Genomic DNA, 14,399 nt, shown 5'->3' on the forward strand with positions numbered 1-14,399 from the left:
GCATGGAGTGGATGTCTGATCCCTCGGCGGGAGCCTGGGTGCGCGAGCGACTCGACACGGACCTCGAGACGATGCATTCGGTGGTCCCGCGCGGTTTCGCCGCCTATGCGCGGATCCTGCATCCGGCGATCGTCCGCTCGCTCCCGGACCGTGCGGTGCCGACCTCGGACGAGTGGGACCGGCTGCCCGAAGCCGAGCAGCAGGCGCTCGTCGGACGGTTCGTGGACGAGCCGGCCACCTGGGCGCAGACGGCCGCCACCTTCGACACGACCCTGCACCCGCTGGCGCAGTGGCACCGGATCGTGCGGACCCCGACGGATGGGGACTGGCGGACTCGGATCGCTCCGGACGGTCGCGAGTTCTCGGCCCCGCTGGAGGGCGAGCTCGCCCCGGAGCACCTGGCGGCCATCGCGACGCACCTCGTGGACCACACGCAGACTCCGGATGCCGGCTACGCCGCGCTCTGGGAGGGACGCGGCGATCTGTTCGGCTTCTACGGCATCACCCCGTCCGGCGGTTCCCTGGCCTTCACGGACGACCCGAACCATCAGGCGATGCTCGATCGCAGCACGCACGATCCGTTCAACAACGTCTTCCGCAAGCCCACCTGGCAGGAGGGCATCCTCTCGCGCGAGATCTCCGAGGGGCCGCGCCTCCGGCTCCCGATGCGCGATCACGTGCTGTTCTCGGCGCCGCCGCGCGCCTTCGCCGACCCGGAGTGGGCCCGGCAGGTTCCGTGGCGCGACCGCATCGCGGAAGAGCGCGGGTTCCCCCGGCCGCCCCAGAGCCCGAGCCTGCTGTGGCCCGAGGATCACGCCTGGGTGATGGTGAGCGAGGTCGACTTCGACTCGACGATCGTGGCCGGCTCCCCCGCGCTGATCGACGCGCTCTGCGCCGACGAGCGGCTCGAGGCCTTCGCGATCCCGGAGGGCGCCGACCTCACCTGGGACGCCGACACGGTGAACCGATGACCTCGCCGCAGGCGACCTTCGACGCGCGACCGCTCACCGACCCGGTCGATGCGGCCGCCGTGCGGGCCTTCGCCGCGGAGCTGCGTTCGCGTCCGTCGTCGCGGACGTCGGCATCCACCGTCATCGGCATCGTCGCCGTGGCGATCGCCGCGGTCGTACTGATCCCGGTCATGGTCAGCGTGATCGTGAGCATCGCGTCGCTCGGCGGAAGCCCGTCGGCGATGGCGATCCCGCTGGTGCTGATCGTCCTGCTGCTGGCGGCCGCGGGCGTCATGATCTGGATGGGCGTGCGCAACGCGCAGGCCACGCGGTACCGGCTGCATCGGTTCGCGCAGGCGAACGGCATGTCGTACGAGCCGAAGGTGGCCGACCCTCCCCTGCCCGGCATGATCTTCAGCCTCGGCCGGTCGCGGCAGTCGACCGACCTGCTCCGGGGCACGAGGCCGCGCTTCGTGGAGTTCGGCAACTACCAGTACACGGTGCAGTCGGGCAAGAACTCGACCACCTACCGCTGGGGCTATGTCGCGGTGAAGCTCGACGTGCCGCTGCCGAACATCGTGCTCGACGCGAAGGGCAACAACGGATTCGGCTCGAACCTGCCCGCCTCGTTCCAGAAGGAGCAGCGCCTGTCGCTCGAGGGCGACTTCGACCAGCACTTCACCCTGTACTGCCCGGCCGGCTACGAACGCGATGCGCTCTACCTGTTCACGCCCGACATCATGGCGCGGTTCATCGACAACGCGGCGCAGCTCGACGTCGAGATCGTCGACGACTGGCTCTTCCTGTACACGCAGCGCAAGGTGTCGACGCTCGATCCCGCGACCTGGGCCTGGCTGTTCGGCACGGTCGGCGCGCTGCTGACGAAGTTCGATCAGTGGGCGCGGTGGCGCGACGAGCGCCTGGTCGCCGAGAACCCGGGCGCCACGGCATCCGCTGCGGTTCCGGGCCGGGCGCTGCCGTTCGCTGCGCCGGCGGGCCTGCTCACGCCGCCGCCGGGCGTCGCACCGCAGGGACGACGACTGAAGCGCGGCGGCACGTGGCTGCCGCTGATCATCGTGATCGTGTTCGCGGCGTTCTGGTTCATGAGTCGCATGAACTGAGGCGGAGTCCGAGTGTGGGGGTGGGTGTCGGCTGGGGACCGAACTCCCACCCCATCCCCCCTCGGGATCGAAAGAAGATCGACTCTCCCTCCGCATGGCGGCTGAGCCGCCCCGCCCACCGTCAGCTGGGGACTGACACTGCTGGGCGTATACCCGAATGGTATACCGGATGGGGTTGCAACGCGTTGCATCCATGCGCCGGAATGCGCTTTCTAGCGCGGGGTCAGCTCCGGGCGCCGCCCCGGACCCGCGCCCACCGACCCGCGAGCTCGTCGAGGGACCGGTCGAGCGACAGCCACGCGTCGGCGTCGCGCATGGCCGCCCCGATCCGCTCCGCGTTCGCGCGATACGAGGGGTCCGACCGGACGCGGTCCACAGCGCGCGCGACCTGTGTGGGCGTCGCCGTGCTGGTGCGCAGATTCACCCCGGCACCCGACCAGCCCACTCGCGCACAGACCTCGACCTTGTCCTCGGTCTGCCCGGCGACCACGAGCGGAACCCCGTGCGCGAGCGCCTGCTGCACGCCGCCGTAGCCGCCGTTGGTGACCAGCACATCGACGAGGGGCAGCAGACGGTCGTACGGAAGGTACTCGGCGACGCGCACGTTGTCGGGCAGCTTTCCGGCCAGTGCATCGACCGGGCGCCCACCCGTCGACACCACGACCAGGGCATCCGATCCGGCGAGCGCGGCGATGGTCGGCTGCACGAGCTGCCCGAAGTCGGAGTTGGCGATGGTCCCCTGCGTGACGTGCACGATCGGCCGTGAACCGTCGAGGTCGGACCACCACTCCGGCAGGACGGGGTCCGACGGCGACGGAGGCAGCGGGCCCGCGAAGTGCACGGTGGCGGGAAGGTCTGGGCGCGGGTACTCGAACTCGGGCACGGTGAACTGCACGTAGGCGTCGGCGCGGCCCGCCCAGTCGAGCACGAAGCCGCCCAGGTCGCGGCCGACCTCACGACGCGCCATCGCGTCAGCCTCCTTCTGCACTCCACCGAAGATCGCGCGCTCGGCGACCGTGCGCAGTGCGGCATTGCGCAGGCGACCGAGAGGGCCGGGCAACGGGGTGACACCGAGTCCGAACGGCGCCGTGTCGGCACTGCGCGCCCCGAGCGGGAAGATGCCGAGCACCACGACGGGCGGCCTCTCGTGTGCGGGCAGCAGCTGCAGGAGCGCCCCGCCGACGAAGAGCGGCTCGGTGAGGACGGCGTCGACGGGGCGGGCTTCGAGTTCGGCGCGGACCGCCGCCAGTTGAGCAGCGCCGGGACGGACGAAGAGGTTGCTCATGTCGAACCGCAGGGCTGCGGGACCGGTGAGCCCCCGACGCTCGGGGAACGCGCCGTCGGCGTCGTCGAGGTCGACATCGGCGTCGACGGGCAGCGGGAGGAAGCGCGCACCGGCGGCCTGCACGCGTTCGGCATAGCGGCTGCTCGTGAGGAAGCTCACGTCGTGGCCGCGGGAGAGGAGGTGGCGAGCGATCTGCAGCAAGGGCACGACATGGCCGTGCGCGGGCGTGCAGGTGATGAGGTAGCGGGACATGGCGGATTCTTTCCCTAAGATCGGATGTACCGTCGTAGTATTCATCACCCTGTTAGGAAAGTCAATGGTTGAGGCCACTCCCCGCGCCTATCGATCGGAACTGCGCGCCCGCCAGGCGCAGGAGACCCGCTCGCGCATCGTCGCCGCATCCGCCCGCCTGTTCGCGACGCAGGGGTATCAGGCGACCACGATCGCCGCGATCGCCCGCGAGGCGGGGGTGTCCGCCGAGACCGTGAAGACCACGGCCGCGAAGGCCGAGCTGCTGATCGCCGCATTCGAGACCACGTTCTCGGGATCGGAGGGCGCGGATTCCCTCGCCGACACCGAGGTCGCCGCGGGTCTCCTCGAACTTCCCGACGAGGTCTTCCTCGATGTGGCGCTGACCCAGATCACCACTGCGAACGCGCGAGGTCACGGGCTGTGGACGGTGCTGCTCGGTGCCGCGCTCTCCGACCCGGTCGTCGACGCCGCCCTGCACCGCATCCTGGAGCGACGCGGCGCGGACTACCGCATGCTGGTCTCGGAACTGCGGCGGCGCGGCATCGCCGCCCCCGGCATCGATGAGGCGACGACAGCCGACGCCCTGTCGTTCCTGCTCTCCCCCGAGAGCTACCAGCAGCTCGTCGCGCAGTCCGGGTGGACCACCGACCGCTACGCCGCCTGGCTGCGCGCGGCGGTCGATGCCGAGATCACGGCGACGAGGCTGTCTCCCGCTGACTAGAGGACCCCGACCACCCGTGACGTCTGCCTTCGCTGCCTCTCGCCCTACAACTGGCCCAACGCGGCGCTCAGCGCCATGTTGGCGACGACGAACGCGATCAGCGTGAGGGCGACGCCACCCGTCGGGATGATCCAGAACCTTCGGATTCGAGACCTGAAGTAACCGTAGGAGCCTGCGGCGACGATGAAGAGCGAGAGATCCGTCCACCAGAACGCGTGAGTGGACGAGCCTATTGCGGGATAGTCGCAGCGAGCCGTGCACCCAGCGATCTCGAGAATCCTCATGAAGATGAACAGCGCAGCCACCACCGACACGAAGACGTGGATCCACATGACGTGGTCGCCCGGCAGGCTCCGGTTGCGGCGTTGGTCGTCCATTCTCTCCTCACGGTTCGTGTCAGAGTACGAGACTCCCGTTCGCGTGAGCATCCGAGTGCGTCACTCCGGGGAACGCGACGGCCCCGTCACAGCGCGAGGGTCGCGCGTGCGTCCTTCACGAGGAGGAAGAGGGTGCGACGCGCATCCGGGAAGGCGGTGAAGCCGAACCGCTCGCAGAACGGGACGATCTCGTCGTTGATCGCGTGCACCAGGATGGCGCGGACGCCGATGGCGTCTGCGGCTTCGAGCGCCCGCATCGTCGCGTGCTGCAGAAGCGAGAAACCCAGGCCGCAGCCCGAGTACTCCTGATCCACGGCCAGTCGCCCCAACAACACGATAGGAACGGACGCTGGCATGCCGGCGGCGAGCGGTGGCGGTCCGTCTCCTCGGTCGATGGCGCTGGAGGCCAGGCAGTAGTACCCCGCAACCCTCCCCTCGCGCGTGACCGAGACCATCGTGCGCGAGGCGCCGCTCTTCTCATTCGAGCGGGCCCGGCCGCGCAGCCAGATATCGAGGCTCTCCTCGCCGCAGCGGAAGTCGGACAGCTTGTCGCCGGACGCAAGGGGCCGCGGCGTCAGGAACTCAGTCAACGAAGACGGATTCACGTCTCAGCAGCTCGCGGAGGCCCTCGACGGTGCGTGGCGGGCGTTCCATCACCTCGATGAAGGCGTCGAACCGCACGGCATCGACGAGCAATCGGCGTTCGCGCTCGATGACCTCCTGTGCTCGCTCCACGAGGACGGAAGCCGAGAAGTCGGTCACGGTACGACCTTCGATCGCGGCCGCCTCTTCGATCGTCTCCTTCTGATCCGCCGTGACGCGGAACTCCAGACGGGCGCTCTTCAGCGGAGAAGTCGAGGTGCTCATGAAGTCGAGTGTACGGCAGATCGCCGTACACATGGGAGCCTCCGTGCGGCTGAGCGACGGAACTCGTTATCCCGGGTGACGGGTTCGGCCCCGATGGGGATGCGTCGCGCAGCGCGACGCATCCCCATCGGTCCTCACATCAGACCTACCCCGGCATCTCCCGATAAAAGGCGGAGGCGCCCCCCTGTGTCGGGCGAGCCGCCTACTGGGCGGGCCCAGAGGGCGTTACGCCTGCGCTACCGCGCGACGTCGGCGAAGGATCCACATCGACATGAGAACGACAAGTCCCAAAACCAGTACGACGCCATCGATGAACAAGAAGATCCGCCATCCCTCATCGACTGCGGTAGCGGCTGCACCAAACGCCATGCACGCGGCGAGGAAAACGAAGATCCAGCCGGCCAACGCACGACCAAGCGACTGCGCCCGAATGGGCTTACGTTCTGCACTCACGGCTTCATTCCTCTCCATCGTCAGCATGTGAAGTACCCATCAGACATTCCGGATATGCATGGTGCTCTTCCGTTGTCCAGCAGACTCCAGGACAAAGAGTCATGAGCTATAACGCTACGCGATAATCCGACCGCACTGACGAACCCGTGGCTGAGCACGGACCTCGTTACCCCGAGTGACGAGCCCGGCCCCACCCCGTTCTGCATGCCGGAGAATTGAGAGTGATGTCTGAACGCGAAGAGCACACCCAGTGGCAGGCCGAGCGCCGCGCCTCCGTCACGTCTGCCACCGGCAACCTCGCCCTGGTCGAGACGCGCTGGACCGGCGAGCTCCCCGACCTGGATGCGGCGCAGCGCGCCGCGTCCCCCACCGAGACCGTGACGCCGATCCAGCGCACGAACATCGAGACCGGCCAGGCGGAGCACGGCCTGCGCGTCTGGGATGCCGATGCCCCCGCGATCCGCGCGTTCGACCGCATCGACACGTACGAGTACGACCCGGCGTGGGTGCTCGAGGGCCACTTCACCCCCGTGTCCGGAGAGCGCCGGGTCTCGTTCGAACACATCCGCGACAACGGCGGCACCCGCGACCTCGTCGTCCCGGGCGACATCCGCCTCGAGCTGAACGGCCGCGAGTACGACCTCGCCGCCTTCGACGACGGCGGCACGCTGCTGCTCGTCTTCGGCGACGAGACCAACGGCTCGGAGACCTACGGATCCGGTCGCTTCCTGTTCGTCCAGCTGCGCGACGACGAGGGCTCCGTCACCCTCGACTTCAACCGCGCGTTCGTGCCGCCCTGCGGCTTCAGCGCGCAGTACAACTGCCCGCTGCCGCCGGCATCCAACCGCTTCCCCCTGCCTATCCGAGCAGGCGAGAAGAACGTCGTCTTCCGCGACGGCTTCGACATCTACGCGGTCTGACACCGCGCACTCTCACCCTGGAGTAGTCATGAGAAGAACTCGCATCCTCGGCGCGCTCGGCGCCGTCGCCACGCTCGCCCTCGTGGCCGGCTGCGCGTCGGGCACGACCGACGACGCCTCGAGCGAAGACGCCACCGTCTTCATCGGCTCGCTGTACGAGCCCACCAACCTCAGCAACACCCAGGGTGGCGGCCAGGGCGTGACCGAGGCCCTCACCGGCAACGTCTACGAGGGCCTGTACCGGCTGACGGACGACGGTGAGGTCGAACCCTTGCTCGCCGAAGACGCCCAGGTGTCCGACGACGGTCTGACCTACACGATCACGCTGCGCGACGACGTGACCTTCCACTCGGGCGACCCACTCACCTCCGCCGACGTGAAGTCGAGCGTCGAGGCCGTCACCGCCGAAGACTCCGTGTCGGCGCGCAAGTCGAGCTTCGGCGTGATCGCCGACATCGCCACCCCCGACGACTCGACCGTCGTGTTCACGCTGTCGCAGCGGTCGATCTCGTTCCTCTACAACCTCAGCTACGTCTGGATCGTGAACGACGAGGCCGGCGACATCACCAGCGCCGAAGACGGCACCGGTCCGTACACGCTCGACGAGTGGAAGAAGGGCTCGACCCTCACCCTCGATCGCTGGGACGACTACTGGGGCGAGCCCGCCAAGAACGGCGAGGTCGTCTACACGTACTTCACCGACGCGACGGCCGAGAACAACGCGCTGCTCACGGGTGAGATCGACGTGATCACCAGCGTGCAGAGCCCCGACTCGCTCGCGCAGTTCGACAACGACGAGTACGTGATCAGCGAGGGCACTTCGACCACGAAGGAGCTGCTCGCGTTCAACGACCGCGTCGCCCCCTTCGACGACGCCCTCGTGCGCAAGGCGATCTACTCCGCGATCGACACGAAGAAGCTGCTCGAATCGATCTGGGGCGACTACGGCACCCTGATCGGCTCGATGGTTCCCCCGACCGACCCCTGGTACGAAGACCTCACCTCGGTTAACCCTTACGACGTGGAGCTCTCGAAGGACCTGCTCGCGCAGGCCGGCTACGCCGACGGCTTCACGTTCACCCTCGACACCCCGAGCTACGACCCGCACCCCGCCGTCGCGGAGTTCCTGCAGTCGCAGCTCGCCGAGGTCGGCATCACGGTCGAGATCAACACGATCAGCGCCGACGAGTGGTACACGAAGGTCTTCAAAGAGCAGGACTTCGAGGCCACCCTCCAGGAGCACGTGAACGACCGCGATGTGGTCTGGTACGGCAACCCCGACTTCTACTGGGGCTACAACGACGCCGAGGTGCAGAAGTGGGTCGCCGACGCCGAACAGGCCACCACGACCGACGAGCAGACGGCCCTGCTGAAGCAGGTCAACGAGAAGATCGCCGCGGATGCCGCGAGCGTATGGTTGTACCTGTACCCGCAGATCGTGGTCGCCTCGAGTGACCTCAGCGGGTACCCGGTCAACGGCCTGAACTCGCAGTTCTTCGCCTACGACATCGTCAAGTCCTGACGTGCGAGGGGATGCCGCGCGTCGGCATCCCCTCGTCATCCTGAGAACACATGCTCGCCTACCTGCTGCGCCGCCTCGCGTTCCTCGTGGTGTCGCTCGTCGTCGCGATGGTCGCGATCTTCGTGCTGCTGCGCCTGCTTCCCGGCGACCCGGCCAACGCGCTGCTCTCGGTGAACGCGACCCCCGAGCAGATCGCCGCGGCCCGCGAGCAGGTCGGCTCCGACCAGCCCCTGCTGCAGCAGTTCACGACGTGGGCGGGGCAGCTGCTCCGCTTCGACCTCGGTGAATCGTTCCTGAGCTCGCGTCCCGTCGGACCCGACATCGCCGACCGCCTCGCCGTGACCATTCCGCTCACGCTCATCGCCTTCACGATCGCCCTGCTGGTCTCGCTCGTGATCGGCATCACCGCGGCCGTGAAGTCCGACCGCTGGTACGGCATCGTGCTCTCGGGGTTCGCGCAGCTCGGTGTTGCCGTCCCGGTGTTCTGGGTCGGCGTCGTGCTCGTCTGGGTGTTCGCGCTCGGACTCGGCGCGCTGCCCTCCGGCGGCTTCCCCCGCGACGACTGGGAGGACCCCGCCGACGCGCTGCGATCGCTCGCCCTGCCGATCACCACGATCGTGATCGTGATGAGCGCCTCCCTCAGCCGATATGTGCGCTCAGCCACTCTCGACGTATTGGGCAGCGACTACCTGCGCACCGCTCGCGCCGGAGGCTCCGGCATGGGTGAGGCGCTGCTGCGTCATGGTGTGCGCAACGGCGCGGTGCCGGTCGTCGCGATCCTCGGCATCGAGCTGTCGACGACTCTGCTCGGCGCGGTCGTCGTCGAGAGCGTGTTCACCCTTCCCGGTCTCGGCAGCCTGCTGCTGTCGGCCATCGAGCAGCACGACTTCCAGGTCATCCAGGGCGTTCTCGTCGTCAGCACCCTCTTCGTGCTGCTCGTCGGATTCGCCGCCGACATCGTGCAGCGCCTGATCGACCCGCGCCTGCGCACCAGCGTCTCGGGGAACCGATGAGCCGCGTCGCCGAACAGCTGATCACCGGATCCGTGCCCGTGCGCCGGCGTCCGAAGGCGACCCTCGTCATCGGGATCGTGCTCACGGGCCTCATCGTGCTGATGGCGCTGGTCTCCCTGTTCTGGCTTCCGTATCCGCTCGCCGACACCAGCGGCGGCCGTCTCGAAGGACCGAGCACGCTGCACCTGCTCGGAACCGACCGACTCGGTCGCGACCTGCTCTCGCAGCTGATGTGGGGCGCGCGGATCGCCCTCATCGTCGGAACCTGCTCGGTCGCGATCGCGGCTGTCCTCGGCACGATCATCGGCCTCCTCGCCGCCTTCGCCCGACCCTGGGTCGATGACACGCTCTCGGCCGGACTCGACGTGGTGATCGCCTTCCCCGTGCTGCTGCTCGCGATGCTGGTGGTCGCCGTCCAGGGTGCGTCCCTGTGGTCGGCGGTGCTCGCGATCGGGCTCGCGATGTCGGCGGTGGTCGCGCGTCTCACCCGCATCCTCGCGCGTCGCGTGCTGCAGGAGCAGTTCGTCACGGCGGCCCGCACGAGCGGCACGAGCGTGATCGGAATCGTGTTCCAGCACGTGCTGCCGAACATCGCGCCGACGCTCGCCGTGAGCCTCGCGCTGCAGTTCGGCGCTGCCGTGCTCGCGGAGGCGAGCCTGTCGTATCTGGGCCTCGGCGCGCCGCCGCCCAACGCCTCGTGGGGGCGGATGCTGCAGGAGGCGCAGGGCACCGTGCTCACGGCTCCGGTCGGTGCGATCGCTCCCGGTGTCGCGATCATCGCGCTCGTGCTCGGTGTGAACTTCCTTGCCGACGGTCTGCGCGACCTCGCCGACCCGACCCGCAGGAGGAGCCGATGAGCCTTCTCGATGTCACCGGTCTCACGGTCCGCTCGGCGTCCGGCGTGCTCGTGCGCGACGTGTCGTTCTCGCTCGGGGCCGGCGAGCGCCTGGGGCTGATCGGCGAGTCCGGTTCGGGCAAGTCTCTGACCTCGTTGGCGGTCACCGGGCTGCTGCCGGATGCCCTCGTCGCATCGGGTTCCGTGCTGCTCGACGGGCATCAGGTCGTCGACGCTCGGGATGCCGATCTCCGGCCATTGCGCGGACCGGTGGCGCAGATCGTTTTCCAGGAGCCGCTCACCGCTCTCGATCCGCTGATGCGGGTCGGCCAGCAGGTCGCCGAACCGCTGCGCCGCCATCTCGGGCTGCGTGGCGCCGAGCTGCATGCGGCTGTCGCGGCGGCCCTCGACGAGGTCGCCCTGTCGGAACCGCGGTTCGCGCGCGCCTACCCGCACGAGCTGTCGGGTGGTCAGCGTCAGCGCGTGGCGATCGCCATCGCCCTCGCCGCCAAACCGCAGCTGCTCATCGCCGACGAGCCGACGACCGCGCTCGACGTCACGGTGCAGGACGGCGTGCTCGCGCTGCTGGAGCGGCTGGTCGCCGAGCGGGGCATGGCGCTGCTGTTCATCAGCCACGACCTGGCCGTGGTCTCGCGCATGGTCGATCGCATCGTGGTGCTGCGCGACGGAAGTGTCGTCGAGGCGGGGCCGGTGGCCCAGGTGCTGCAGGAGCCGGCGGAGCCGTACACGCGGATGCTGGTCGACAGCGCCCGCGCCCTCGACGCGTACCTCGACGCCGGGGAGGGCACGCGATGACGATCCTCGAACTGCAAGGCGCCGGATTCGCGTACGGTTCCCGCCGGGTGCTGGACGACATCTCGGTGAGCCTCTCCGAGGGCGACTCGCTCGGTCTCGTGGGCGAATCGGGTGCGGGCAAGTCCACGATCCTGCGGCTGATGCTTGGCCTCGCCGCTCCGCGCGATGGCCAGGTGCTGTTCGACGGCGCACCCCTGTCGTTGCGTGACCGCGCCCAGATGCGGCGGTTCCGCGCGAGCGTGCAGCCCGTCTTCCAGGATCCGTATTCGTCGCTCGACCCTCGCCAGCGCATCGACCGGATCATCGGCGAGCCGCTCCGGTCATTGGGCCTGGCATCGGGTGCCGACGCCCAGCGCCGCATCGCCGAGGCGCTCGATTCGGTCGGGCTTCCCGCCGACACCGCACGCCGGTACCCGCACGAGTTCTCCGGCGGTCAGCGTCAGCGCATCGCGATCGCGCGGGCCGTGGTGTCGCGCCCGCGGTTGCTGCTGGCTGACGAGCCGGTGAGTGCGCTCGACGTCACGACCCGGGTGCAGGTGCTCGAACTGCTCGACCGGCTGCGCCGCGAGAACGGCCTATCGCTCGTGATGGTGTCGCACGACCTGACCGCGATCGCGGCGGCCTGCGACCGCACGGTCGTGCTGCAGAACGGTCGCGTCGTCGAGCAGGGTGCGACGGCGACGGTGCTGCACGATCCGCAGGACCCGTACACCCGGGCGCTGGTCGACGCGGTTCCGCGACTGCCGCGCTGACGCAGTTCAGCGTCAGGTCAGACAGAGAAGTCCCCCGCAGTCAGCCGATAGGAATGAGGAATGCGGGAGCGTGTCTGACCCACTCCCGCATTCATCGTCGTCAGGGAAGTCGGATCACTCTCTACGGAAGAGAACGCTGCCGAATCCCAGGAGCGCGAGACATGCGCCGAGAAGGAACGTGAGCGCGGCTGGCGCGAGGTTACCGGTCCCGTGTGTGTCGTCGGAGACGTACCCGTCGACAACCGCCATGACGATGGCGAGAACGATGACAGCGACGCCGAGCAGGCCGATGCCGACCATCACCCGACGGAGCTTCTGCTTCACGATCACTCCTATGGGTTGCATGACCTCGCCACGACGTTGCTGTAGCTTACGTCGTGCCGCCAAATAGCCGAAATGCCGCACCGCGCCCCTCAGGTCCCCGACGCCGCCAGCCCGAAGTACTCAAGTTCCGCGTCGTTCAGCATCCGGGAGCGGATCAGGAACCGCATCCCGGTCGGGCCCTCGACCGAGAAGCCGGCACCGCGACCGGGCACGACGTCGATGGTCAGGTGCGTGTACTTCCAGTACTCGAACTGCGACTCCGACATGTAGACCTCGACAGGGGCGTCGAGCTCGACGTCGAGAGACCCCAGCAGCACGTCGCCCGGGCCCGTGATGAACATCCCGACCGGATAGCACATGGGCGATGACCCGTCGCAGCATCCGCCGGACTGATGGAACATGAGCGGCCCGTGCTGCGCGGTCAGGTCGCGGACGAGGGATGCCGCGGCGTCTGTCACGTCGACCCTCTGATAGGTGCCGATGCTGACCATGGTTTCCGCCCTTCACGGATGGGTCCGGGCGGACGCCGGAGCGCCCGCCCGGATTCGAGCTCAGAAGAAGCCCATCGGCCCTTCCGCGTAGGAGACGAGGAGGTTCTTCGTCTGCTGGTAGTGGTCGAGCATCATCTTGTGGTTCTCGCGACCCACGCCCGACTGCTTGTATCCGCCGAACGCGGCGTGCGCGGGGTACTGGTGATACGTGTTGGTCCACACGCGTCCGGCCTCGATCGCCCGCCCTGCGCGGTAGGCGGTGTCGCCGCTGCGACTCCAGACTCCCGCGCCGAGCCCGTAGAGGGTGTCGTTCGCGATCGAGATCGCGTCGTCGAAGCCGTCGAACGACGTGACCGACAGCACGGGGCCGAAGATCTCCTCCTGGAAGATGCGCATGTCGTTCGTGCCCTCGAACACGGTCGGAGCGACGTAGAAGCCCTCACTCAGATCGCCGCCGAGGTCGACCCGATCGCCGCCCGTGAGCAGCCTGGCCCCGCCCTGCTTGCCGATGTCGATGTAGCTGAGGATCTTCTCCAGCTGGTCGTTCGACGCCTGCGCGCCGATCATGGTCGCCGGGTCGAGCGGGTTTCCCTGCACGACCTTGCCGACCCGCTCCAGCCCGTCGGCGAGGAAGCCGTCGTAGATCGACCGCTGGATCAGTGCGCGCGAGGGGCAGGTGCAGACCTCGCCCTGGTTCAGAGCGAACATCGTGAAGCCCTCGAGCGCCTTGTCGTAGAACGCGTCGCTGGTCGAGCGGGCGACATCCTCGAAAAACACGTTCGGGCTCTTGCCTCCGAGCTCCAGCGTCACCGGGATCAGGTTCTGCGAGGCGTACTGCATGATGAGACGGCCGGTCGTGGTCTCTCCCGTGAAGGCCACCTTGCGGATGCGCTTGTGCTGCGCGAGCGGAGCGCCCGCCTCGATGCCGAAGCCGTTGACGATGTTCACGACACCGGCGGGCAGCAGGTCGCCGATGATGTCGAACAGGAAGAGCAGGGATGCCGGAGTCTGCTCGGCCGGCTTGATCACGACGCAGTTGCCTGCGGCGAGCGCGGGAGCCAGCTTCCACACCGCCATCAGGATCGGGAAGTTCCACGGGATGATCTGACCGACCACCCCGAGCGGCTCGTGGAAGTGGTACGCCACGGTGTTCTCGTCCAGCTGGCTGATGCCGCCCTCCTGCGCGCGGAGCACCCCGGCGAAGTAGCGGAAGTGGTCGACGGCGAGCGGGATGTCCGCGGCGAGGGTCTCGCGAACCGGCTTGCCGTTCTCCCAGGTCTCGGCGACCGCGATCTCTTCGAGATGCTGCTCGATCCGATCGGCGATGCGGTTGAGGATCACCGATCGCTCGGCCGGACTCGTCTTGCCCCAGCTCGCGAAGGCCTTCCAGGCGACGTCGACGGCCCGGTCGATGTCTTCACTCGTGCCGCGGCCGACCTCGGTGAAGGGCTTGCCGTTGACCGGGCTGATGTTCTCGAAGTACTGGCCCTTCACGGGGGCGACGAACTCGCCGCCGATGTAGTGGCCGTACTGCGGGCGATAGTTCGCGACGGCACCCGGCTGCCCGGGAGCGGCATAGGCGAGGGACACGTCTTCTTCGACGATGCTCATGGGGGTCTCCTTCGACGGAGCCGCGCTTCGGTTCGCGGCTGTGCTCCGACGGTAGGTCGCGCGACGTTGCACCCCGATGCGCAACGTTG

At 68.3% G+C, this 14,399-nt stretch carries 17 protein-coding genes; 9 read left to right on the top strand and 8 right to left on the bottom strand.

What is annotated here, in order from left to right:
* The first annotated feature begins 2 nt into the window (after positions 1-2).
* Both ACCO44_RS18665 and ACCO44_RS18670 read left to right on the top strand, forming a co-directional pair.
* The gene (locus tag ACCO44_RS18665) at positions 3-971 is read left to right on the top strand and encodes a hypothetical protein (protein ID WP_372467739.1); all 969 of its coding nucleotides are present in this window, start codon (positions 3-5) and stop codon (positions 969-971) included.
* Positions 968-2,071 carry a hypothetical protein gene (locus tag ACCO44_RS18670; RefSeq protein ID WP_105712010.1) on the top strand — a complete coding sequence of 368 codons (1,104 nt, stop codon included), beginning with the start codon at positions 968-970 and terminating at the stop codon, positions 2,069-2,071. The genes ACCO44_RS18665 and ACCO44_RS18670 overlap by 4 nt, the downstream gene beginning before the upstream one ends.
* Before the next feature lie 223 nt (positions 2,072-2,294).
* Here ACCO44_RS18670 and ACCO44_RS18675 read toward each other — a convergent pair whose 3' ends face one another.
* The gene (locus ACCO44_RS18675; protein WP_372467740.1) at positions 2,295-3,608 is read right to left on the bottom strand and encodes a glycosyltransferase; all 1,314 of its coding nucleotides are present in this window, start codon (positions 3,606-3,608) and stop codon (positions 2,295-2,297) included.
* Positions 3,609-3,672: 64 nt separating this feature from the next.
* Here ACCO44_RS18675 and ACCO44_RS18680 point away from each other — a divergent pair, with 64 nt between their 5' ends.
* A complete protein-coding gene (locus ACCO44_RS18680; RefSeq protein ID WP_372467741.1) occupies positions 3,673-4,329 on the top strand; it encodes a TetR/AcrR family transcriptional regulator in 657 nt (218 codons plus the stop codon).
* Between the two features lie 44 nt (positions 4,330-4,373).
* On the opposite strand, the gene ACCO44_RS18685 is transcribed toward ACCO44_RS18680, so the two are convergent.
* The 4 genes from ACCO44_RS18685 to ACCO44_RS18700 all read right to left on the bottom strand — a co-directional run bounded on the left by ACCO44_RS18685 (position 4,374) and on the right by ACCO44_RS18700 (position 6,026).
* Positions 4,374-4,706: a hypothetical protein gene (locus ACCO44_RS18685; RefSeq protein ID WP_372467742.1), complete on the bottom strand. Its 333-nt coding sequence runs from the start codon at positions 4,704-4,706 to the stop codon at positions 4,374-4,376.
* 86 nt (positions 4,707-4,792) lie between these two features.
* Complete coding sequence (locus ACCO44_RS18690; protein WP_372467743.1) at positions 4,793-5,296, bottom strand: GNAT family N-acetyltransferase; 504 nt, start codon at positions 5,294-5,296, stop codon at positions 4,793-4,795.
* Positions 5,289-5,573 (bottom strand): DUF1778 domain-containing protein, encoded by a 285-nt coding sequence (locus tag ACCO44_RS18695; protein ID WP_105712038.1) that lies wholly within the window; start codon positions 5,571-5,573, stop codon positions 5,289-5,291. Before ACCO44_RS18695 ends, ACCO44_RS18690 begins: the two co-directional genes overlap by 8 nt.
* 225 nt (positions 5,574-5,798) lie before the next feature.
* Positions 5,799-6,026, bottom strand: coding sequence for a hypothetical protein (locus tag ACCO44_RS18700; RefSeq protein ID WP_372467744.1), 228 nt, complete (start codon positions 6,024-6,026; stop codon positions 5,799-5,801).
* 224 nt (positions 6,027-6,250) lie between these two features.
* Between ACCO44_RS18700 and ACCO44_RS18705 the strand changes: the two genes are divergently transcribed.
* Genes ACCO44_RS18705 through ACCO44_RS18730 form a run of 6 tightly spaced genes read left to right on the top strand, consistent with a single transcriptional unit; the run spans position 6,251 to position 11,884 of the window.
* Entirely contained in the window at positions 6,251-6,946 is a 696-nt protein-coding gene (locus tag ACCO44_RS18705; protein ID WP_372467745.1) for a DUF1684 domain-containing protein, read from the top strand.
* A gap of 28 nt (positions 6,947-6,974) precedes the next feature.
* On the top strand, positions 6,975-8,468 hold the full coding sequence (locus ACCO44_RS18710) for an ABC transporter substrate-binding protein (protein ID WP_167635196.1): 1,494 nt from the start codon (positions 6,975-6,977) through the stop codon (positions 8,466-8,468).
* A 50-nt stretch (positions 8,469-8,518) separates the two neighbouring features.
* Complete coding sequence (locus ACCO44_RS18715; protein WP_105712003.1) at positions 8,519-9,481, top strand: ABC transporter permease; 963 nt, start codon at positions 8,519-8,521, stop codon at positions 9,479-9,481.
* Positions 9,478-10,338, top strand: coding sequence for an ABC transporter permease (locus tag ACCO44_RS18720; protein ID WP_181156362.1), 861 nt, complete (start codon positions 9,478-9,480; stop codon positions 10,336-10,338). The genes ACCO44_RS18715 and ACCO44_RS18720 overlap by 4 nt, the downstream gene beginning before the upstream one ends.
* On the top strand, positions 10,335-11,132 hold the full coding sequence (locus ACCO44_RS18725; RefSeq protein ID WP_372467746.1) for an ABC transporter ATP-binding protein: 798 nt from the start codon (positions 10,335-10,337) through the stop codon (positions 11,130-11,132). Before ACCO44_RS18720 ends, ACCO44_RS18725 begins: the two co-directional genes overlap by 4 nt.
* Entirely contained in the window at positions 11,129-11,884 is a 756-nt protein-coding gene (locus ACCO44_RS18730) for an ABC transporter ATP-binding protein (RefSeq protein ID WP_372467747.1), read from the top strand. The genes ACCO44_RS18725 and ACCO44_RS18730 overlap by 4 nt, the downstream gene beginning before the upstream one ends.
* Positions 11,885-11,998: 114 nt before the next feature.
* On the opposite strand, the gene ACCO44_RS18735 is transcribed toward ACCO44_RS18730, so the two are convergent.
* The 3 genes from ACCO44_RS18735 to ACCO44_RS18745 all read right to left on the bottom strand — a co-directional run bounded on the left by ACCO44_RS18735 (position 11,999) and on the right by ACCO44_RS18745 (position 14,310).
* Positions 11,999-12,208 (bottom strand): hypothetical protein, encoded by a 210-nt coding sequence (locus ACCO44_RS18735; RefSeq protein WP_372467748.1) that lies wholly within the window; start codon positions 12,206-12,208, stop codon positions 11,999-12,001.
* A gap of 89 nt (positions 12,209-12,297) precedes the next feature.
* Positions 12,298-12,699 (bottom strand): DUF779 domain-containing protein, encoded by a 402-nt coding sequence (locus ACCO44_RS18740; protein WP_372467749.1) that lies wholly within the window; start codon positions 12,697-12,699, stop codon positions 12,298-12,300.
* A 60-nt stretch (positions 12,700-12,759) separates the two neighbouring features.
* A complete protein-coding gene (locus ACCO44_RS18745) occupies positions 12,760-14,310 on the bottom strand; it encodes an aldehyde dehydrogenase family protein (protein ID WP_372467750.1) in 1,551 nt (516 codons plus the stop codon).
* Between the last annotated feature and the right edge of the window lie 89 nt (positions 14,311-14,399).

It is taken from the genome of Microbacterium maritypicum, from assembly GCF_041529975.1.
Taxonomy (GTDB): Bacteria; Actinomycetota; Actinomycetes; order Actinomycetales; family Microbacteriaceae; genus Microbacterium.